The following is a 20,050-nucleotide window of genomic DNA, read 5'->3' as shown; positions in this document are numbered from 1 at the left end:
TTCGGTCGGCCGACGTCGCGCAGAGTTCAATCACTCATTCAGCCCCGTACCGAAACGCCTTTGAACGAATGTCGAGCGGGGGACTCATGGCTCCCCACGAGGCCCATGGCCGACGACTGCGAACCCTGGTTGACCTGCCAGATGAGCTGCCGGCGCTGGCGAATCAGCTCCTTGTGCTGCTGAATCACGCTCTTGCGCTGCGGCGTGTAGCCCATGGTCCCGATGCGGTCTCCGAGGGCGCCGATCTGCCGATAGAGGTCGTCGATACGAGCCTGCATCCGCACCTTGTCCCAGCCGGAAGAGTTGTTGCCGCTTGAGAGCCGCTCGCGCGCGGGCTTCGGATCGGGTCGGGTCGCTTGCCGCTGACGCTGCTCACCGTTCAGCGTGTTCAGCTTCCGGACGTAGTTGGCCTTGCGCTGCTCGAGCCGCACGATCTCCTCGGCGACCTGCACCTTCATGCGCTTGGAGAAGCTGAAGTTCGGTGCCGTCTCGTACTCCGTTTGCAGCTCGCGAATCAAGCGATTCAGCGTCTTGATGCTGGCTGCCGTTTCACGAGCGATATCCTTCGTTGAATGAGTCATTTCGTATTCCTTTTGGGTGCTTTGATGCGTTTTTCTGGATTCCACGTTTGCCTGTACGCTGTTTGTCGGTCGCATTACCGGTGCCGCCGATTGCGCTGCGCAGCCCGCGCCCTTGATCACGCGTCCGCCGCCGGTGAAGCCGTGACCGGCTCCCTTGACCACGCGTGGGCCGGCGGAGAAGGTGTCGCCGGGCTTCACCGCGACCTCGACGTCCACCACCACCTGGCCGGTGCGCACCCCGTTGTCGACACCGGAACGGTAGACCGACTCCGATGAGTTGATGTCGAGCAGCTGCTCGAGCTCATCCCGGCGAATCCGGCCAAAACCGTTGGAACGCATGAAGCCCAGTTCGTCGCGCTTGAGTCCCATTACTGTGCTCCTCCAACCGTGTTGAGTACGTCGTCGATGTCGATCACCGAATAGGCCGCCCGGCGCAGATCGCTGGCGAGCATCTGCGGGCGGGCCAGCACCTCGGTGCGGATGCCCTCGTTGCGCAGCTCCCAGACCATGGGTGCGAAGTCGCCGTCGGCGGCGGCCAGCACCACGAACTCCGGGCGCAACCGCAGGGCCAGCGACAGCGTGGCGATGATCAGGCGCTGATCGTCGGACTGCTTGAAGCCGCCGTCGGGCATGCGCTTGGCCGGCGCCCGGATCACCCGCGCGCCGGCTTCCTCGAGCGCGTGCTGCTTGCGGGTGAAGTTCATCTGGTTGCTGGCGATGGCTTCCGGATTGTCCTCGGCGACACGCTCCACCAGCGTGACCAGGGTTTCGAGCACGTCGACATCGTCCCCCGCGATCAGCTCGCGCACGGCCTGTACCGGAAAGAAATGCGCGCCCCGCTCACGCGCAACGATGTCGCAAGGGGTCAGATCGATGGCGAAGATTTTGCGGATCATGGTGTCTTCCTCGTTCGGCAGATTGATGAAAAATGAAAATGAGTTCCTAGCGCGCTGTCAGTCGATGTGCCGACAATGAAGACAACGCAGGCCAACAGGTCCTTTTAAACATCCATTCGAACAGTCATCCTGGCTGGGCCTTCGGCGGCGGGCGGATTCCGGCCTTGCTTGGAGGCCGGTCGTCGCGGGGCTGCGGCATCCCTCTGATCAAACAACGCGGCGCATTCGGGCATTTTCAATCGCTGCACGTTTTGCATGCGGTTGCCCGTCCTTGGGCGCCTTCCGTGGCGGGGCCTTGTCCTGGCCTTACCTGATCAACGCGGACGCGGCGGCGATTTTGAAACTCGGCGGGAAATGCTTGATGTCCGCTTTCTGCTGCCGCTTGGTGCCCATTGGTCCGCATGCCTTCCTGGCAGACGCAACACGCGCTGGCGGCGAATTTTGTGTCTTGGTCATCACTGATGCCGCGAGTGGTCAGGTTTTGACAGGGTGATCGTGCGACCGTGGGTGTGACGACCCTATCGCCGGAGCGGTTCCGGCATCGAGCGCGGGCTGCAGCCGGTCAGGGTTGTCGTCGGTGTCAAGAAAGATGTCGCAAGAACAGGAGGCCGCCGTGTCCGCCATCGCTGGACGTTTCCTCGCGGGCCTGGAGACGTTTGCTAGCGTCCGGCATACAACCGATTGATCAGATGCACCAAGGTGTAGTGTCCCGCCTGATTGACGGCCAGCTCTTCACGGGCCTGCACCAGATGCAGCAGCAGGACCAGGATCGCGCTTTCGGCCAGGGCGACCAGAGTCGTGTAGAAGCTCACCCCCAAGGCGCGGGCGATCTCCCCGAGCGGTTGGGCCTCGGCGGTCGGGTCGATCATCGCCAAGGCGAGCGCGATGCCGATCACGGTCCCGATGAATCCAACGGTTGGGATCAGCCAGACCAGGTAGCGCAGCAGGCTGTAGCGCAGGTCCACGCGGTGGGCCATGAGCTCCAGGCTGCTGTTGAGGACGCTGACGGTCTGATCGACCGAGCGGCTGGCCTGAAACTGCAGGATGCACAGATCGACCAGGCCGGGCAGGAAGCCCTGCTCGCCGTCGTGCCGATCGGCCACCCGCGCGCGGATGGCCGGTAGATCGTGGGATTGCAGCACCACCTCGTAGGCTTGCGGCAACAGGCCCTCGTCGAGCATCGCGTGCTCGTGGACCGCGCTGCGCCAGCGGCAGAAGACCTCGCCCAATCCGATGAACAGGATCAGATGCGTGAGGTTCTGAACCGTGAAGGGATAGACAAAGGGATAGCCGGGCGGCGGGTTGGCATGATGATCGAGCAGCAGCATCGCGGCCGGGCTGCCGGCGGGCAAGGCGAGTGTGAGAATGCCGATGAAGAGCATCCCAGCCGCGATCGCGAGCGCCAGGATGGCCGTTCGCCGGGGCCGTTCCCACAGGACCGCAGAGAGCCGCGTCACTGGCCGCACTCCGGACAGGGGGCGCCGGCGGACTTCACGCAACCGCAGACGCAGCGGATCAGGCGGCGCCCCTGCGCCAGGGGCGCGCCGTCCCCCGGCTGCTGGTCCGGGGGCGAGGTCGGGACCGCCGATTTCAGGCGCAACGCCTCGACGAGGGCACGGACATCCAGCGTTACCGCTCCGAAACGCACCCGATCCAGGGGGGAAACCAGGCTTTGGCGGATCCGCCGAGGCTGTTCGTCGGACCCGACCAGGAAGGTGCCGTTGGTGCTCTTGCAGTCGGTCAAGAGGAGCTTGCCGCCCTCCAGGAAGGTGAGTTCCGCATGTCGCGCACTCACCGAATCATCGGCCAGCGGGAGGTCGCAGGTCCGTTCCCGGCCGATCGAGAAGGTGTGTCGGGGCGTGCTCATTCGGACTCCGGGAGCGTGGCGACCGGCGCGTCCGAAGCAGCCGGGGCGTCTCGACCCGGCTCGACGGGCGGCGGAACGACCCCGCTCGGATCGCTCGGCATGGGTTCAGGTGGCACCGCGCCCGATTCCTCAGGCGCGCCCGCCTCCACACTCCCGACCTCGTCCGGCTGCGGCGCAATCGGACTGGTCGAGGCAGTCTGACGCGCATCCGATCGTGCTTGCCACCAGTCCAAACCAAACCAAGCGGCCGCGCCGGCCCCCAGCACCAGAACCAGACCGAGCATAAGCGATACTGCGATCACGCGAGGACGTCGGCTGCGGCGCAGCGGGACCGACGCGACCTCGAGCGCGGTTGCCAACTCGCAGGCCAGAACCGCGACGGTGGCATTATCTTGATGCGCCTGCCCGGATGCCCGCAGCGCGGCGATCAAGGCATCGGCGGCGGCTTGTGGGTCGCCCGCCAGCGGGGCGGCAAGCGCGGCGCGATCCAACACCCCGTCGACCCCATCGCTGCACAGCAACAGCCGGTCGCCCGTATGCAGGGTCAGTGGACGGCGATTGCGATCCACCAGCGGGACCTCCGCGAGACCCAGGAAACTGGTGAGTGCATTGCGATCGGGATGCTCGGCCACGGCAGCGGGGTCCAGCGCTCCGACGTCGACCTGGGCCTGAAGCTCGCGGGCCAGGTTATGGTCCTCGGTGCAGGGGGTGAGCGACCGATCCGCGCCTCGGTAGAGATAGAGCCGACTATCGCCGACGCCAACCCAGAACAGACGGGCCTCGCACACGGCCGCCGCGACCAGGGTCGTGCCCACCTCGCCCTCGCCCGCGGTGGTCCGCGCGAGCGCGTGCACAGCGCGGTTTGCCGCCTGGAGGGCCGTGTCCAGTGCCTCGGCAACCGGCCGTTCGGGCGGCCGGGCCGCGAAGCTCGATCGGAAGGTCGTCACGGCGAGCCGACTGGCCTCGCGCCCGGCCTGCAACCCGCCCATGCCGTCGGCCAACACGACCAGCACGGTGCTCGATGCCGTCACGCCCCGGGCATCGCAACCCTCGAAGGCAAAGGCGTCTTGCTGTTCCGGACGGGTCCCGATCCACTGGGCGTTCCCGGGTCGCAAGACCGGCACGATGGGGCTGGGTTCGGCGGCCGGTGTCGCCGCAGCGCGATCGGCAGGGTCATCCCGGGCCTGCCGCCGAGTCGGGGGTAAGGACTCACTCACCATCTGCCGACTCCGTTGACCCGAAGCTCGGCCTGTCCGAGCCGCACGACATCCCCATCACGCACGGGGCTCGGCGCGGTCAGCGGGACGCCGTTGAGCAAGGTCCCGTTGGTCGAGCCCAGATCCCCCAGTATCACCAGATGTCCTTGCGCAACCAGCCGCGCATGCTGTGCCGACACCTCGTCGTCATCGCTCAAGGCCAGCGCGCAGGCGCCCGAGCGACCGATCAGGGCCGCCGGCGCGAGCACCAGTTCGACCGTCTCACCCCGCCGTCGACCGCCCATGAAGGTCAGGCTCACGGTCGGCCCTTCGGCAAGCGTGGGCCGGGGCGCTTCCCGCGTGGCATTCTCGGCGGTGGGCTGCGGGCCGACAGGCTCCGGACCCGGGTCCGGATACAGGTCCAGGTCCGGTACAAGCGGGATCGGCTCGGACGCATCGAAGGGGGGCGTATCTGGGATGGCGTTGGCGTCCGATGGCCGGGCACGCCGGGCGCGCCGCCGGACCAGCCCGGCGAGGATGAGCGCCAATCCGATCGCCACGGCACCGAGCCACCAGGACCATCCAGGCACGCGAGACCACAGCGCCTGCAATGGGCCCGCGTCCTCGGGCAACACCGGCGGAGTGGACGACGCATCCGATGACGGCGTCTCGGCCGCGACCTCGGCGCCGACAGCCGGCGGTTCCGACGGTGGACCCGTCGGAGTCTCGGCGGTCGCCTCGGGGGACGAGGGCGTCGCCGGATACAGCCGGACATCCGTCCCGTCGGTCAGGGTCAGACCCTCGACGGTCAGCGCGATCTGCAAGCGATAGCGATTGCCGTCGGCAACACAGGTCGGGCAGCGCAGTTGCACGCGCTCCACGGCCCGGATGGCCTCGCGCATCGCGGCATAGGCCGAGCCGGGGTCTCCCGAGCTGGCGTCGACGAACATCCCGCCGGAGCGACGGGCGAAGCGCCCCAGGGCGGCGAGCCCCCGCTCCCGTTGCGCCGCGTCCCGCACGCGGCTGAACCCGACGGCATAGATGGGCACCGGGCTGTCCGCCAAGCGCGCCTCGACCTCCTCGATCGTCATCCCGCCCGGCGCGTCGTCGACTCCGTCGCTCAGGATCACCAGTGCACGGCGCGTCGGCAGCCGCTCACCGCGTTGTTGCCCGAGGGCAAGCCCCTGCGCCAATGCCTCGTAAAAGGCGGTGCGCGGGTCCCTTGCCTCCAGCGCGTCCAGCGCCGCAGTCAGTCGGGCGCGCTCGGCCGTCGGCGCAACAACCGTGCGGACGTCGGTGCCGAAGGTCAGGATCGCGGCCTGGTCATGCTCGCCCATCGCGGCGACCCAATCGCGCAGCGCGTCGCGGATGCGCCCGAATTGGGCTGCATCGAGCGACGCCGAGATGTCCACCAGAAAGACATAGAGCACGCCCTCGCCGGTCTCGGCGAAGGGGGTGACCGACACGACCTCGGCCGGGTGAGCGCCGAGCGTGGATTGCAGCGGTCCGAGCGCGCTGCCGGGGACCGGATTGCCGGCCTCGTCGCGCACCGTTACATAGGCCGTGAGATCGGTCCCCTCGGCCAGCGCCTGGACGAGACGCAGACTGGTCGGCACGGCGGCCGGTGGATCCGCCGGCAGAGCCGCCGTCGACCAGGCCAGCAACAGGCCCGCGATCAAGCCGGCACGCAACCGCGCGCGCAGCGACCGAACGCCGGCGTACCGGCCCTCGCCGGTCATGGCTTGGCCTCGACCGGCCAACTGAAGGATTCGCCGCAAAAGGGCACGAACAGGAGCGTCGTCTCGCCCAACTCGATCCGATCGTAAGGGTTCAACTCGACGGCGAGGGTGACCTCCTCGTCGTTCAGATAGACCAGACCGCGACTGTCTCCGGGCGCCAGACGGAAGGTCTGCCGCTTGGGGTTGAAGCTGACGACCGCGTGATTCTCGCGGCTCACGGTCGCGTCCCCGGTGATGGCGACATCCATGGTCGGGGCGCGACCGATGAAGTTGCGCTCGGTGTGCAACCGATAATCCCGGCCGCGCTCCGGTCCATCCACACACACCAGCCAGCCGACCACGGGATCGACCCCGCCCATCCGCTTGGCCCAGACATGCCGCGTCGCACCCGGATCGCGATCCAGCGCAGCGCGCGGCGGCGTTCCGACAGCGCGCGTGTGTCCGGGCTCGGCCACCGGCCGAATCGCGTCGCCGATGCCCGTCAGCGGTCGCGTCGCGCCCAGGTCCAGGGCGACACCGCAGAACGGACAGCTCGTGTGCTCCTCGTCGTTGTAGAAATGGCCGCTGCCGCAGGACACCATACTCATCCGGTACTCTCCTTAGATCTCGAAAAAGGCGTTTGATACGCAGAGATGCAACGTGGTAATCCGACCGAATTCCGAGCCGATGCGCCGCTTGAGCCCGCCTGATCGCTGACGAGCGTCTTGACTCTCAGTGCACCGACACACCGCCCTGCTCGTCCACCCGGACGGTTGCGATGCGTCGGCGCTCGCCCAAGCGGGACAGACTCACGGCGTTGAACACGGCGCTTCCGTCACGGTGGAACAGGCGCCCTCGGACCACCACCGGCTTGCGGGCATCGCGAATCCCGTAGAGCTTGACCTCGATTCGATACTCGCCTGCCGGGGCATCGCGGATCTCCCAGACCTCGTTGCCGGGGCCGACGATGCTGTCCTCGCTCAGCTCGCCAGGGCGTCCCGGGATGGTCTTGTGTCCGTCCCAGAAGAACTCCGCACCGCTCGGGTCGATCACATGCAGGTCGACGTCGTCGAGCGTGTCCCACCGCACGTAGAGAACCAGGAAGGTCCGGGCGAGCTGCCGCGCCAAACCCTCGGCGCGCTGTGCCTGACGCTCCGATTCGGCCTCTGCCCGACTGGCCTTCGCGTCGGCCGACGCCGCCTCGGCCCGAGCGGAGCGCAGTGCATCCTGAAGCTCGGCGATGGTGCGACGCAGCTCGGCCTCGTCCGCCGTCTGTCCGGCTTGCGCCCTCGCCGCCTCGGCCTCCGCCCGTGCGGAACGCAGGGCCTCCTCGAGGTCGGCGACACTCCTCTGCAAGACCTCCACCTGCGCCTGTTGATCGAGCGCATCCTTGTCGTAGTAGGGCAGCAAGATCACCATGATGATCAGGAAGGCGGCCATCGCCCCCGCGATGACATCGAGCATCGCCAGATTAACGGTGCTGAGGGCCTGCCGGCGCGGCATCATGGAGCCGCGTCGCTCCTCTCGAACCAGATCGCCAGCGCGGTGTAATTATCCTGACCGGGATGATCCCGACCGCGCAGACACTCCTCCATCAAGGTCAACCACTGCGCCGGGTCGCCGGCCTTGGCCAGGGCGATCTCCATCTCGGCCTCGGTGACCGACTCCCAAAACCCGTCGGAACAGAGCAAGCACGCATCCCCGTCCGCGAGCGCCAGCGGCGCCTCCGGGATGCTCGGGCGCAGCGGCTTCTCGTCGCCCAGCGTGCGGAGCAACCGATTGCGGTCTTCGTGAAAACGCACCGCCTCGGGTGCCAGCTCGCCGGCCTGCACCAGCGCCTGCGGAACACTGTGGTCGGCGGTCTGCATGAGAATCCGCCCCTCGCGAAACCAGTACAAACGGCTGTCGCCCAGATGCGCCCAGAGCGCACGCTCACCGTCGCTCGCCAACACGACCACCGTGGTGCGCATACCGCTCAGCGCCGGCTCGACCTGCTGACGGGCGCGAACCGCCCCCGCCGCGTCGGTCAAGGCAGTCAGCAAGCCGGCCGAGCCGAGCCCGGCGGCGGGATCCAGCGCGCCGAGCAGCGTCTCCACGGCAATCCCCGCCGCCACCTCGCCGCCCCCGTGGCCGCCCAGCCCGTCGGCGACCACCCAAACACCGCCGTCGGCGTCCTCGCGAGCGCCGCACGCATCCTCGTTGTTCGCACGCGCGCCGGCCTTGCCGAGGGTCGCGCTGGTGAAGCCGAAGCGGGTCATCGATGATCGACCTCGAAGCTGATCGCCGGCGTCGCGAGACAAAAACGGTCACCCGCCCGAAGGGTCCGGGTATCCCCCGGCACCAACGCAGCCCCCTTGGTCTCGCCCTGCATCAGAAAGACCCCGTTCGTCGACCAGCAGTCTTGGAGAAAGAACGCGCGCCGCTCCTGATCGTAACCCACCAAAGCATGACGCTGACTGATCGCCGCCTGATCGCGCGGGATCACCAGTTGGACCATGGCAGGATCACGCCCGATCGCGACGGACCCGCGCCCCAACGGGACCACCTGCCCGGCGTAGGGGCCGGTGAGTCCGCGCAGGATCGGCTGCAACGCCGCCGATGCCGGAGGCATCGCACGCTCGGAGCGCTCCGGGCGTCGGATTCTTGTCAATTGGTCACGCACCAATGCCCGACCGGGCGCGGTGGCGATCAGTCCGAGCGTGCCGAGTGCGAGCAGGCTAACTAGCACCAGGGCAATCAGCAGCCCCGGCTCGCGATGCCATAACCGCGTCAGCGCAAACGGACGGCCGGTGTCGACCCGATAGCGGATCCCGGCCCGGTCGAGCATCGGCAGAAGGCTGTCGCTCAGCACCGCCCAACCCAAGCCCTCGCCGCTCGGCACCCGACGCATCAAGACCTCGCCGTCATCACCGAGCGTCGGCACCTCGACCTGGGCCTTGAGCGTATTGACGCCGACCACCCGCCCCACATCGTCGAACAGCGGCCCTCCCGAGTTGCCCGGATTGATGGCGGCGCTCACCTGCACCAGCCAGGGACCTTGGGTCGGATCCACGGGCGGCGGCAACAGACGCCCGACGACCCCAACGGTCATGGTCGCGTCGGCCAGGGCCGTCAACTCCGCCAAGTCGTCGGCATCGCCGGGAAAACCGACCGCAATCACAGGGTCGCGCTGTCGCAACGTCGCGGCCGTCGCGAAGCGCGCGTCCGGTCGATCGCTGGGACGCTCAAGACGCAGAATCGCCAAATCCTTTGTTTCGTCATGCTCCCGAACCGATGCCTCGACGAGACCGCTGTCGCCGACGCCCAACAAGACCGAGGCCTGACCCCCATCCGCTGTGCAGGCCACTACATGCCAGTTGGTGACGGCATACAGGCCGCTGCCCACTACGAATCCCGAACCCGTTGTGAGGGATTCGGGCTCTTGGCGACACAAGACCCGCACGGTGACGTCATTCATTCCGGCGGTGAAAGTATCCGCGTCGGCCAAGGCAAGGGGCAACCCTCGGAGCGCCAGCATGAAGCCGGCGAAGAGCCACATCGCCGAACGAACCATGCGACTCACGCGGCATCGTCCGTGAGGTCGCCGACAAAGCGCAGTGACGTTGGCAAACATGCGAAACGGCTGGTGCTGCATTACCGCATTACCGACCGAGCAATGAATCAAGTGCTTGTTGGGCGTCGGCATCCCCCTGCTCGGCGGCCTTCCGAAACCAGCTCACCGCCTGACCGTCGTCCTGCGCCACGCCACGACCTTCCCGGTACATCAAGCCGAGATTGTATTGCCCGACGGCATCCCCCTGCTCGGCGGCCTTCCGATACCAGCTCACCGCCTGACCGTCGTCCTGCGCCACGCCTCGACCTTCGTCGTACATCCAGCCGAGATTGGTTTGCGCGCTGGCATTCCCCTGCTCGGCGGCCTTCCGAAACCAGCTCACCGCCTGACCGTCGTCCTGCGCCACGCCACGACCTTCCCGGTACATCAAGCCGAGATTGTATTGCCCGACGGCATCCCCTGCTCGGCGGCCTTCCGATACCAGCTCACCGCCTGACCGTCGTCCTGCGCCACGCCTCGACCTTCGTCGTACATCCAGCCGAGATTGGTTTGCGCGCTGGCATTCCCCTGCTCGGCGGCTTTCCGAAACCAGCTCACCGCTTGCCGATCATCCTGCGCCACGCCGCGACCTTCCAGGTACATTACGCCGAGATTGTATTGCGCGTCGGAATCCCCCTGCTCGGCGGCCTTGCGATACCAAATCACCGCACGCGCATCATCCTGTGTATCACCTCGACCTTGGTACGTCCAACCGAGGAAGAATTGCGCAACAGCATCGCCTTCATCCGCTGACGATTGCCAATAATCCAGACTCCGGTCACGCAGCGCATTGCTTGTTGGATCCAATTCCAGACCGAGGGAAATCCACTTCCATTCATCCTCCAGATCCGAACGCAAGCCCGCGCTATCTGAAAGCTCTACATATTTGTTCGAGATCTGACGAAGACCATCAGCTTCAATCTGTTCCTTTGTTAGATTGACTCCGTTCCAAATACACTTGTCGTCAGACTGCAGTAGTGCGAGAACTTGCTGAAGCGTGCCTTTTGCGTGATCACCTGATGGATCACTTGTTAAAGCAAACCGATTCAAGTGCGAAGTAAACCGGCTTTCCAGCTCGACGAGCTCTGAGGGGCAACCATTGGACAATGGTGCATGCGAAGTATTCGTTGCCCCTCGATCTTCGGTCGGCATTAAAGACGGAACGGATTGCGTTACCAATGGAGAGTCGATCACTTCAGATGCACGCACGAGCCGGACGTGCCTCGTGAAGCTCTTACCGTAGGGGTAGACGGAGCCACTGCTGAAATTGACGCTCCACGCGCTGCCCGAACCGTAGGTATGCGGCGACGAAGACCAGAACAACATCTGTGGCGTATTTGGGAAGGCGGCTTGATCGATCGTCGGGCGCTTGAAGTCACCTTCACAGAAAGCACCCGTATCGTTCCACGTCGTGGGCTGTCCGCTGGAGCAATAGTCCAGGGTCAACAGTTCTTCCTTCTCCGGCACCCGCCAATCAGTCTTGCCGGCGAAAGACAGAACCCGCGCCCGCCGCATCGCCTCATCCCAAGTCAGCTTCGCCGCCGTCCCGTCGCAAGCGACGCCATTCCAACGCTGGCCTTGGCTGCATCGCATCCATTGCAGGCCGGTGGTGAGATCTTCGATGATGGCGCCGTCCGAATCCAGCGGCCGGTAGCGGTCGGAGATTCGATCCGGTGTGAATGGAGAGTCAATCGCTTCAGATTCTTCATTTCGCTCGGTTGATGGGTCTTCCGGCCCTGCCGCTAGAATCACCAGAAAAAAGATTGCTGCCCCAAAACTCAACAGTATGTGCCCGAATCTGTTGTTTCTCTTCTGCGGAGACACAGAGGCATCACCTAGCTTTGGTGTACCTTCTAATTTGTATTGAGACTCAAGATCGACCTGCTTAACAGCAGGCTCTTTTATCCCGAAAGACGGCGTATCCTTGAGATCACCTTGATTGGTTTTGGCTGTCACCCATGCATCACGAAACTGCTCGATAGACGAATAGCGCTGAGCAGCCTTGACCGCCAGAGCCTTGAGCAAGACCGCCTCCTGTGCGGGGGTGATGGCGATCCCAAGTAACCGGGACGGAGCAACCAACTCATCCCGGTCCAGCCGATCCAGCGCCTCGGGTGGCACGGTCCCGGTAACGGCGCGGTAGAGAGTGGCGGCCAAACCATAGACGTCCGTCCATGGCCCCTGTTTGCCGCGACTGCGATATTGCTCCTCCGGAGCATATCCTGGCTTTAGGATGATCGAGAGACTGCGACTGTGCTCGCCGGTGGCAAAGCGCGCGGCGCCGAAGTCGAGCAATTTGATGCGGCCCTCGCGCGTGACGTAGATGTTGTCCGGCGCCAGATCACGATGCAGCAGTCCTTCTTTATGCACCGCGCGCAGGGCGTCCATCACCGGTTGCAGCAACCGCCACGCCTGATCGACGGGGATGCGCCCGCCGGGCTGACTCTCCAGATAATGTTTGAGGGTCAGCCCCTCGACATAGTCCATCACGCAGTAGCCGGTGCCGTGCGCACGGAAGAAGCTCTTGACGGTAACGATGCCGGGATGTTGATCGAAACGCGCGAGGGCGCGCGCCTCCTCCAGAAAACGCTCCAGTCCGTAGGCGAATTGCTCGCCGGCCTGACCGGAGTAGATCGCCAAACTCACCCCGTCCGGGGCGCGCGTGGCACAGTCGCGCGGCAGATACTCCTTGATCGCCAGACGCAGTTGGAGGTTGTCGTCCCGGGCCAGATAGGTGATGCCGAACCCGCCGTGCCCGAGAACCCGCCCGATACGATGGCGTCCGTCGAGCAGGGTGCCCAAGGCCAGCGCGGGCGGGGGTTGTCAGAACCCGGCTGCCAGCCGCAGTGTGGGCAAGGGGTGGCGCTCAAGTCGCCGAAACAGTTGGGGCAGGCTGCCATCGTCGCGGTGTCCATTGGGGCAAGTGATCCTGAAAACGAAGCAACTCGGGGCAGAGGCGGTCAACCGTGAAGCACCGAATCTAGCACAACGCGGGGCATGTGCTCGTCGATGTTTCGCATGGGCGGGGGCTACTGCCAGCCCGCTGATGTTCCGTTCCAAGCGATACCGTCGGTCCGGCTCGTTGTCTTCGCCCGGTGTCGCGGTTGCATCGACGCCGCGAACGCGATAGCCAAAAAAGGTCATGTTTCAGTTGTTGTTGAATCGTTGCCGAGCGTCGCGCAGCGCCCCCGGGATAGACGACTTGCAGTCGTCCTCTTCGGCCGACCCGACGGCCAGCGAGGTCGCGCTTCACGCACGTTGGCCGGTCGTGCGCGCGAGGCCCGCTCGCCGGTCGTTCCTTTCCCGGAAATGGACTCATACGATTTCCGGGAATCAGCATCCCCACTGCGCATACCCGCGAGACCGCCGCCGACGATGAATCCCGATCCGGTCGATAGCGAGTCAGGCGCCGTGCGACAGCGCACCCGCACGGTGACGGCGGTCATCGCGGCGGTGGAAGCATCCCCGTCGGACCATGCAGCGGGCGGCTAGGGGAGCGCCGAGGGCAGCCCGATCAGGAGACACCCTCTCAAGAGAGACCGCGCCGTCCACACCGGCCGCACTCCCTGTCCTGCCGCAGCGCGGTGGGCGCGCGGATGAACCGCAGAGGTCGCAAACCGGTCCGATTCGGCGCTGACGTTCCCCACGACGATCGTCCCGGGCGGGTTACCGAAGCGGTGAACAGGAAACACAAAAGACAAAATCACTGTCCCGCGCGCACGAGCCGAACGTACTTCGCGGAGTCCTTACCGTAGCCGTTGTAGACGCTGCCACCGCTGAAATAGACGTACCACGCGTAGTCCGAGTCGCCGGCATACGGCGACGAAGACCAGAACAAGAAACCTGGCATACCCGGGAAGGCGGCTTGATCGATCGTCGGGCGCTCGTAATCACCTTCACAGAGAGCATCCGTATCCTTCCATGTTTCAGGCCGGCCACTGGAGCAATAGACCAGGGTCCGCAGCTCATCCTTTGTCGGTACGCGCCAATCGGTCTGGCCAGCGAAAGACAGTCCGCGTGCCTGCCGCATCGCCTCATTCCATGTCAGCTTCGCCGCGGCCCCGACACAGACGACGCCGTTCCACTGCTGGCCTTGACTGCATCGCATCCATTGCAGGCCGGTGGTGAGATCTTCGATGATGGCGCCGTTCGGGCCCAGAGGTCGGTAACGGTCGGAAATGACATCCGGTGAGACTGGTCGCGAAGGCGAAGTCGCTGGCAAGGTCTCGAGCAAGGGTGGACGTGACGAAGACGAGGACGAGGGCGAATCGTCGGTCACATCGATCTGGCTGAGTCCCGCAAAAGCAAGCACGCTGATCGCGATGAACGCAAGCAACCCGCCAACGCCAGAGCGCCCTGATCTTTTGGGCGATGGCCCTTCTGGCTCGGATGTCGGTGTGGCGGAAACCAGCGGAGCTTCTGTTGACGCGGGCGGCGGCGCGCTGGCCGCCGGCTTCTCTTGCGCGCGCTCGACCTCGCGCCATGCCTCCTGCATGTCTTGCATCGTCGGATACCGCGCAGCGGCCTTCACCGCCAACGCCTTGAGCAAGACCGCCTCCTGCCCCGCCGTGATGGCAATCCCGAGCCGGGACGGGGCGACCAGATCATCCTGGTCCAGCCGATCCAGTGCTTCCGGCGGCACGGTCCCGATGATGGCGCGGTAGAGCGTCGCGGCCAGACCGTAGACATCCGTCCAAGGCCCCTGCTTGCCGCGTGAGCGGTACTGCTCCTCCGGGGCATAGCCGGGCTTGAGGATGATGGAGAGACTGCGACTGTGCTCCCCGGCGGCGAAGCGCGCGGCCCCGAAATCGAGCAGCTTCACCCGCCCGTCACGGGTGATGTAGATGTTGTCCGGCGCCAGATCGCGATGCAGCAGACCTTCTTTATGCACCGCCCGCAGGGCGTCCATCACGGGTTGCAGCAACCGCCACGCCTGCTCGACCGGGATGCGCCCGCCGGGTTGACGCTCCAGGTATTGCTTGAGCGTCAGCCCCTCGACATAGTCCATGACGCAGTAGCCGGTACCGTGGGCACGGAAGAAGCTCTTGACGGTGACGACGCCGGGATGCTGATCGAAGCGGGCGAGTGCGCGGGCCTCGTCCAGAAAACGGTCCAGCCCGTAGGCGAATTGCTCGCCGGCCTGACCCGAGTAGATCGCCAGACTGACCCCGTCCGGGGCACGCGTCGCGCAGTCGCGCGGCAGATACTCCTTGATCGCCAGACGCAGTTGGAGATTCTCGTCCCGCGCCAGATAGGTGATGCCGAACCCGCCGTGACCCAGCACCCGCCCGATGCGGTAGCGTCCGTCGAGCAGGGTGCCCAAGGCCAGTGCCGGCGGCGGATTGTCCGAGCCCGGCTGCCAGCCGCAGTGTGGACAGGGGGTGGCGCTCAAATCGCCGAAACAGTTGGGGCAGGCTGCCATCGTCGCGGTGTCCATTGGGGCAAGTGATCCTGAAAACGAAGCAACTCGGGGCAGAGGCGGTCAACCGAGATTCGGCGAATCTAGCACAACGCGGGGCATGTGCTCGTCGGCATCGCTCGTAAGACCGGCCACCCAAAACATCAGTCGCTCGTGACACCCGCTCTGCGGTGTCACGCATGCCCTGGCGCTCTGCGCCACGTGCCACGATGGCCGGAGATACGAGCAAGGCCTGCTCGTCGATGTTTCGCGTTGGCGTTGACGAAGGCCAGCCCGCTGAAGATTCTTTCAAAGCGATGCGGTCGGGCTGGTTGTCTTCGCCCTGTGGTGCGGTTTCATTCCTCCGGCGCTGCCGGACGGGATCTCGCCGGCAGCGGCCAAATCCGGGGGCATTGGGGGAGTGCGGCGGAAACCCTGGTGCGTCCCTGGTTAACCGTAGTGCTGTTATCGCGCAACGTGCATTATGACGGAACACGATGGCGTGCTCGGGGAGACGCTAGCAGATGGTGAAGGTGCAGACAACACCGACAACAGGGGCCACGGGCGCCGACGGACTCGATCGTAGGCATGCGGACGGAAACCGGGCTGCGGCGACACGCCATGATCTCGACCGATCGGTTTGAGCGACGCCGAGATTGAAGCGTCACCAGATACCCTTCCGGATCAACCCAAGACCGCGCGCTGGATCGCCGTCGGACCATGCAGCGGACGGCCATAGGAGCGCCGAGGGCTGCCCGATCAGAAGACACCCGCTCAAGAGAGACCGCGCTGTTCAAACCGGCCGCACTCACTGTCCTGCCGCAGCGCGGTGGACGCTCGGATGACACGCCGCGGTCGCGAACCGGTCCGATTCGGCGCTGACGTTCCCCACGACGATCGTCCCGGGCGGGTTGCTGAAGCGGTGAACAAGAAACACAAAATCACTTTCCCGCGCGCACGAGCCGAACGTATCTCATGCCGTCCTTATAGCGGTCGCTGACGTAGCCACCGCCGAAATTAACGCTCCACGCGCTGACCGAAAAGAAGGCAGGCGGCGACGAAGACCAGAACCAGAAATCTGGCGTACCCGGGAAGGCGGCTTGATCGATCGTCGGGCGCTCGTAATCACCTTCACAGCGACCACCGGTGTCATTCCAGGTCTTGGGCCGGCCTCTGGAGCAATAGACCAGGGTCCGCAACTCATCCTTCGTCGGCACACGCCAATCGGTTTGGCCGGCGAAAGACAGTCCCCGACCCTGCCGTAGCGCTTTCTTCCATGTCAGCTTCGTCGCGATCCCGACACAGGCGACGCCGTTCCACTGCTGGCCCAGGCTGCATCGCATCCAGTGCAACCCGGTGGTGAGGTCTTCGATGATGGCGCCGTTCGGACCCAGCGCTCGGTAGCGACCGGAAATCAGTTGGGGCGATGTTGGCTGAGTCGGTGCGCTGGCCAGCGGCTTCGCCTGAACGCTCCGGACCTCCCGCCAACCCTCCTGCAAGCCCTGCATGCTGGAATACCGCGCGTCGGCCTTCACCGCCAACGCCTTGAGCAAGACCGCCTCCTGCCCCGCCGTGATGGCAATCCCGAGCCGGGACGGGGCAACTAGATCATCCTGGTCCAGCCGATCCAGCGCCTCCGGCGGCACGGTCCCGGTGATGGCGCGATACAGAGTCGCGGCCAGGCCATAGACATCCGTCCACGGGCCCTGCTTGCCGCGGCTGCGGTACTGCTCCTCCGGGGCATAGCCGGGTTTGAGGATGATGGAGAGACTGCGGCTGTGCTCCCCGGCCGCAAAGCGCGCCGCCCCGAAGTCGAGCAGCTTCACCCGCCCGTCGCGCGTGATGTAGATGTTGTCCGGCGCCAGGTCGCGATGCAGCAAACCTTCTTTGTGGACCGCGCGCAGGGCATCCATCACCGGTTGCAGCAACCGCCACGCCTGATCGACGGGGATGCGCCCGCCGGGCTGGATCTCCAGATAATGTTTGAGGGTCAGCCCCTCGACATAGTCCATCACGCAGTAGCCGGTGCCGTGCGCACGGAAGAAGCTCTTGACGGTAACGATGCCGGGATGTTGATCGAAACGCGCGAGGGCGCGCGCCTCCTCCAGAAAACGCTCCAGTCCGTAGGCGAATTGCTCGCCGGCCTGACCGGAGTAGATCGCCAGACTCACCCCGTCCGGGGCGCGCGTGGCACAGTCGCGCGGCAGATACTCCTTGATCGCCAGACGCAGTTGCAGATTCTCGTCCCGCGCCAGATAGGTGATGCCGAACCCGCCATGTCCGAGCACCCGGCCGATACGGTAGCGCCCGTCGAGCAGGGTGCCCAAGGCCAGCGACGGGGGCGGGTTGTCCGCGCCAGGCTCCCAGCCGCAGTGCGCGCAGGGTGTGGAAGGCAGTGCGTCGAAGCAGTGGGGGCAATGCGAGGTGCGCGCGGTGTCCATTGAGGCAGTTGATCCCTAAGACGTGGGCGTCTGGCCGTGACGCCGAGACTTTATCATAAGGCGCCTGTCTTGCTGACTGACTATGTCGGATGGCTTGATGTCGACGACGGATGACGAGCCGTGGAGTTTTCGTACACAACTATTGCTATGGCGGCCTTGTCTTTCCCGCCTGAGCAGTCTGGCGCTGATCGCTCAGTCTCCGAGCATACAACTCGAACCGCTCAACCCCGTCATCGCCCATGGCGAGCGGCAGATCGACGGGATTCGCCGTCGGGTGCTGTGCGGTTGAACCATCCCGCATGCCGGGAAGGTCTACTCGATCTTGAAGCTGCATATCGAGTAAATCGGCAAAGGCATTGCCTGCGTGTCGGTGGATCCGGGGCTGCGCGTGGCGGTGAGCGAAAGCAGGTACGGTTTCATCAGATGGCCGAGACGACCACCCTTCCGGTACTGACGAAATCCGCTCATCCTCGGTGAGACCAGATCCCTGAACGCAGGGGATTAAAGTGATAATCAGACTTATAAAAAATTCATAACGTCATGCTTGTTAAAGATTAGATGGAAACAGGTACTAGGTACCGAAGATCCTAAGAGAACCGCATTTCCGCTCGGCATGTGCAACAATGCCCGTCTTAAATTGCACTGGATTCGCACGAATTGTTACGGATAACCTCAATGCCCGCTTCTAATCTTTGTTCTCACTGCTTCGAGCCCCTGGCCGCTCCCCAATGTCAATGCCCATCTTGTGGGTGGCGGCCTGGCGCGGAAAACCCGCCCCCGGCGCTCGCTCTCGGCACCTTGCTCGACGGCCGCTACCGCATCGGCCGGGTGCTGGGCCACGGCGGCTTCGGCATCACCTATCTGGCCCGGGACGAGAATCTTCATCTGCGCCTGGCGATCAAGGAATACCTGCCGCGCGACTGCGCCACGCGCGCCCCGGACGGGGTCAGTCTGGCGGTCTACTCCGGTCCAGCCGGGGAGCAATTCGCCTACGGGCTGGACCGCTTCCTGGACGAGGCCCGTGCACTCGCCCGGTTCGATCAGCATCCCGGTATCGTGACCGTCAAGAGCTTCTTCCGCGCGCACGGCACCGGCTATTGTGTAATGGACTATGTCGACGGGCTGACGTTCAAGGACCACTTGGCGCAGCAACCGAACGGCCGCATCCCTATGGATGCGGCCATCAAGCTGCTGACGCCGGTGATGGATGCCTTGCGCGCGGTCCACAAGGAAGGTCTGCTGCATCGCGATCTGGCGCCGGACAACATTTACTTGAGCCGCGACGGCCGCATCAAACTGCTCGACTTCGGCGCGGCACGATTCGCCGCCGGCGAGCACAGTCGGAGCCTCTCGATCATTCTCAAACCCGGCTATGCCCCTGAGGAGCAGTACCGAACGCGCGGCAAGCAAGGGCCTTGGACGGATGTCTATGGTCTGGCCGCGACGCTCTACCGCGCGATTACCGGATCCGTTCCGCCCGAGGCGCTCGATCGGCTGGATCAGGATGAGATCGTGCCACCTTCGAAACTCGGCGCGGTCATAGCATCAACTCAGGAAAGGGTACTTTTGAAAGCGCTTGCGGTCAGGGCCGGCGACCGCTACTCCGGCATCGCCGAGTTTCAGCAGGCACTGCAGGAACCGGCAGCGTCATGGACGCTTACGCCCCCCGGCCGCGGTCAGGTAGCACAACCACCTCCACCCGCGTCTGCAGAGGAAACATCAGACAATGATCGATCAGCAGGGGCCAATCCAGTAACGTTCTTCTTTGGGGTCTTGTCGATGGCGATCGTCAGCATCGTGCTGATGGCAATCTTCGGCGATTGGACAACGTCGTCTGAAGCGGCGCGCGCAAGCGCTGCACCAGCACATACCGAGATTGAAGAATCGGGGCGCGCCCGTGAGTTTGAGGAGGACCGCCTGCGCTTGCTGCGCGAGCGGCGTGCGGCGGAAGAGCGGGCACAGGCCGCCGCGCCGGCTCGCGCCGAGGCTCCACCGGTGAATACCTATTCAGCACCCGATCCGGCGCTCGGCTCCGTTCTGTACCCGCCGGAATACGCCGGCCTCACAACGCCCACTTGGTGCCGCGGCGCCGAGACGGCCAACGAGCGGTTGATCTGCGGCAATGCTGGCGCCGCCAGGGCCGACGCCGTTATGGGCGCCGTTTACAATGACCTGCGCGTCCGACTTTCCGGCGGCAGCTTCGCGCTCATCAGGTCCGAGCAGCGGGACTGGCTGAAGCGGCGGAACACGGGTTGCGCCAACGCCAATGCGGCCGCCAATGCGGCGTGCCTGCAGGACATGACGGAGCAACGGCTCGCCGAGTTGCTAGCCGAGCAACGGGCGCTGTCGGGTGGATGATGC

Annotated in this window: 15 protein-coding genes and 1 pseudogene; 2 read left to right on the top strand and 14 right to left on the bottom strand. The window is 65.1% G+C overall.

What is annotated here, in order from left to right; all coding sequences use genetic code 11:
* Positions 1-38 precede the first annotated feature (38 nt).
* The 14 genes from KFB96_RS02870 to KFB96_RS02805 form a co-directional block, all read right to left on the bottom strand.
* Positions 39-950: a hypothetical protein gene (locus KFB96_RS02870; RefSeq protein ID WP_213458868.1), complete on the bottom strand. Its 912-nt coding sequence runs from the start codon at positions 948-950 to the stop codon at positions 39-41.
* On the bottom strand, positions 950-1,477 hold the full coding sequence (locus KFB96_RS02865; protein WP_213458874.1) for an NYN domain-containing protein: 528 nt from the start codon (positions 1,475-1,477) through the stop codon (positions 950-952). Before KFB96_RS02865 ends, KFB96_RS02870 begins: the two co-directional genes overlap by 1 nt.
* A gap of 659 nt (positions 1,478-2,136) precedes the next feature.
* Positions 2,137-2,934 carry a MotA/TolQ/ExbB proton channel family protein gene (locus tag KFB96_RS02860; protein ID WP_300971250.1) on the bottom strand — a complete coding sequence of 266 codons (798 nt, stop codon included), beginning with the start codon at positions 2,932-2,934 and terminating at the stop codon, positions 2,137-2,139.
* Positions 2,931-3,344, bottom strand: a complete 414-nt coding sequence (locus KFB96_RS02855; RefSeq protein WP_213458865.1) for an FHA domain-containing protein — start codon at positions 3,342-3,344, stop codon at positions 2,931-2,933. The genes KFB96_RS02860 and KFB96_RS02855 overlap by 4 nt, the downstream gene beginning before the upstream one ends.
* Positions 3,341-4,564 (bottom strand): protein phosphatase 2C domain-containing protein, encoded by a 1,224-nt coding sequence (locus KFB96_RS02850; protein WP_213458864.1) that lies wholly within the window; start codon positions 4,562-4,564, stop codon positions 3,341-3,343. Before KFB96_RS02850 ends, KFB96_RS02855 begins: the two co-directional genes overlap by 4 nt.
* Positions 4,558-6,279 carry an FHA domain-containing protein gene (locus tag KFB96_RS02845; RefSeq protein WP_213465191.1) on the bottom strand — a complete coding sequence of 574 codons (1,722 nt, stop codon included), beginning with the start codon at positions 6,277-6,279 and terminating at the stop codon, positions 4,558-4,560. Before KFB96_RS02845 ends, KFB96_RS02850 begins: the two co-directional genes overlap by 7 nt.
* On the bottom strand, positions 6,276-6,866 hold the full coding sequence (locus tag KFB96_RS02840) for an FHA domain-containing protein (protein WP_213458861.1): 591 nt from the start codon (positions 6,864-6,866) through the stop codon (positions 6,276-6,278). The genes KFB96_RS02845 and KFB96_RS02840 overlap by 4 nt, the downstream gene beginning before the upstream one ends.
* Before the next feature lie 124 nt (positions 6,867-6,990).
* Positions 6,991-7,764: a hypothetical protein gene (locus KFB96_RS02835; RefSeq protein WP_213458860.1), complete on the bottom strand. Its 774-nt coding sequence runs from the start codon at positions 7,762-7,764 to the stop codon at positions 6,991-6,993.
* On the bottom strand, positions 7,761-8,516 hold the full coding sequence (locus KFB96_RS02830; RefSeq protein ID WP_213458859.1) for a protein phosphatase 2C domain-containing protein: 756 nt from the start codon (positions 8,514-8,516) through the stop codon (positions 7,761-7,763). The genes KFB96_RS02835 and KFB96_RS02830 overlap by 4 nt, the downstream gene beginning before the upstream one ends.
* A complete protein-coding gene (locus KFB96_RS02825) occupies positions 8,513-9,811 on the bottom strand; it encodes a trypsin-like peptidase domain-containing protein (RefSeq protein WP_300971778.1) in 1,299 nt (432 codons plus the stop codon). The genes KFB96_RS02830 and KFB96_RS02825 overlap by 4 nt, the downstream gene beginning before the upstream one ends.
* 88 nt (positions 9,812-9,899) lie before the next feature.
* Positions 9,900-10,238: a tetratricopeptide repeat protein gene (locus KFB96_RS02820; protein WP_213501701.1), complete on the bottom strand. Its 339-nt coding sequence runs from the start codon at positions 10,236-10,238 to the stop codon at positions 9,900-9,902.
* Positions 10,238-12,652, bottom strand: a complete 2,415-nt coding sequence (locus KFB96_RS02815) for a DUF1566 domain-containing protein (RefSeq protein ID WP_213501699.1) — start codon at positions 12,650-12,652, stop codon at positions 10,238-10,240. The genes KFB96_RS02820 and KFB96_RS02815 overlap by 1 nt, the downstream gene beginning before the upstream one ends.
* A 901-nt stretch (positions 12,653-13,553) precedes the next feature.
* Positions 13,554-15,287 carry a DUF1566 domain-containing protein gene (locus tag KFB96_RS02810; protein WP_213458856.1) on the bottom strand — a complete coding sequence of 578 codons (1,734 nt, stop codon included), beginning with the start codon at positions 15,285-15,287 and terminating at the stop codon, positions 13,554-13,556.
* A gap of 902 nt (positions 15,288-16,189) precedes the next feature.
* Entirely contained in the window at positions 16,190-17,689 is a 1,500-nt protein-coding gene (locus tag KFB96_RS02805; protein WP_213458855.1) for a DUF1566 domain-containing protein, read from the bottom strand.
* A gap of 163 nt (positions 17,690-17,852) precedes the next feature.
* Between KFB96_RS02805 and KFB96_RS26290 the strand changes: the two are divergent.
* Positions 17,853-18,110 (top strand): annotated as a pseudogene (locus KFB96_RS26290) (ISNCY family transposase); the annotation flags it as partial.
* A gap of 377 nt (positions 18,111-18,487) precedes the next feature.
* Positions 18,488-20,047: a protein kinase gene (locus tag KFB96_RS02795; RefSeq protein ID WP_213458853.1), complete on the top strand. Its 1,560-nt coding sequence runs from the start codon at positions 18,488-18,490 to the stop codon at positions 20,045-20,047.
* Positions 20,048-20,050: the final 3 nt, after the last annotated feature.

The sequence above is a fragment of the Thiocapsa sp. genome, assembly GCF_018399035.1.
GTDB lineage: Bacteria > Pseudomonadota > Gammaproteobacteria > Chromatiales > Chromatiaceae > Thiocapsa.
Note: the sequence above shows the minus strand (reverse complement) of the source record. Positions and strands in the feature narration are given on the sequence as shown.

What these genes read in the sequence shown, in the direction of transcription:
- KFB96_RS02825 (WP_300971778.1), bottom strand. Translation starts at nt 9,811, where the DNA reads ATGGTTCGTTCGGCGATGTGGCTCTTCGCCGGCTTCATGCTGGCGCTC.
- KFB96_RS02855 (WP_213458865.1), bottom strand. Translation starts at nt 3,344, where the DNA reads ATGAGCACGCCCCGACACACCTTCTCGATCGGCCGGGAACGGACCTGC.
- KFB96_RS02835 (WP_213458860.1), bottom strand. Translation starts at nt 7,764, where the DNA reads ATGATGCCGCGCCGGCAGGCCCTCAGCACCGTTAATCTGGCGATGCTC.
- KFB96_RS02840 (WP_213458861.1), bottom strand. Translation starts at nt 6,866, where the DNA reads ATGAGTATGGTGTCCTGCGGCAGCGGCCATTTCTACAACGACGAGGAG.
- KFB96_RS02850 (WP_213458864.1), bottom strand. Translation starts at nt 4,564, where the DNA reads ATGGTGAGTGAGTCCTTACCCCCGACTCGGCGGCAGGCCCGGGATGAC.
- KFB96_RS02805 (WP_213458855.1), bottom strand. Translation starts at nt 17,689, where the DNA reads ATGGACACCGCGCGCACCTCGCATTGCCCCCACTGCTTCGACGCACTG.
- KFB96_RS02870 (WP_213458868.1), bottom strand. Translation starts at nt 950, where the DNA reads ATGGGACTCAAGCGCGACGAACTGGGCTTCATGCGTTCCAACGGTTTT.
- KFB96_RS02820 (WP_213501701.1), bottom strand. Translation starts at nt 10,238, where the DNA reads ATGTACCGGGAAGGTCGTGGCGTGGCGCAGGACGACGGTCAGGCGGTG.
- KFB96_RS02865 (WP_213458874.1), bottom strand. Translation starts at nt 1,477, where the DNA reads ATGATCCGCAAAATCTTCGCCATCGATCTGACCCCTTGCGACATCGTT.
- KFB96_RS02830 (WP_213458859.1), bottom strand. Translation starts at nt 8,516, where the DNA reads ATGACCCGCTTCGGCTTCACCAGCGCGACCCTCGGCAAGGCCGGCGCG.
- KFB96_RS02810 (WP_213458856.1), bottom strand. Translation starts at nt 15,287, where the DNA reads ATGGACACCGCGACGATGGCAGCCTGCCCCAACTGTTTCGGCGATTTG.
- KFB96_RS02845 (WP_213465191.1), bottom strand. Translation starts at nt 6,279, where the DNA reads ATGACCGGCGAGGGCCGGTACGCCGGCGTTCGGTCGCTGCGCGCGCGG.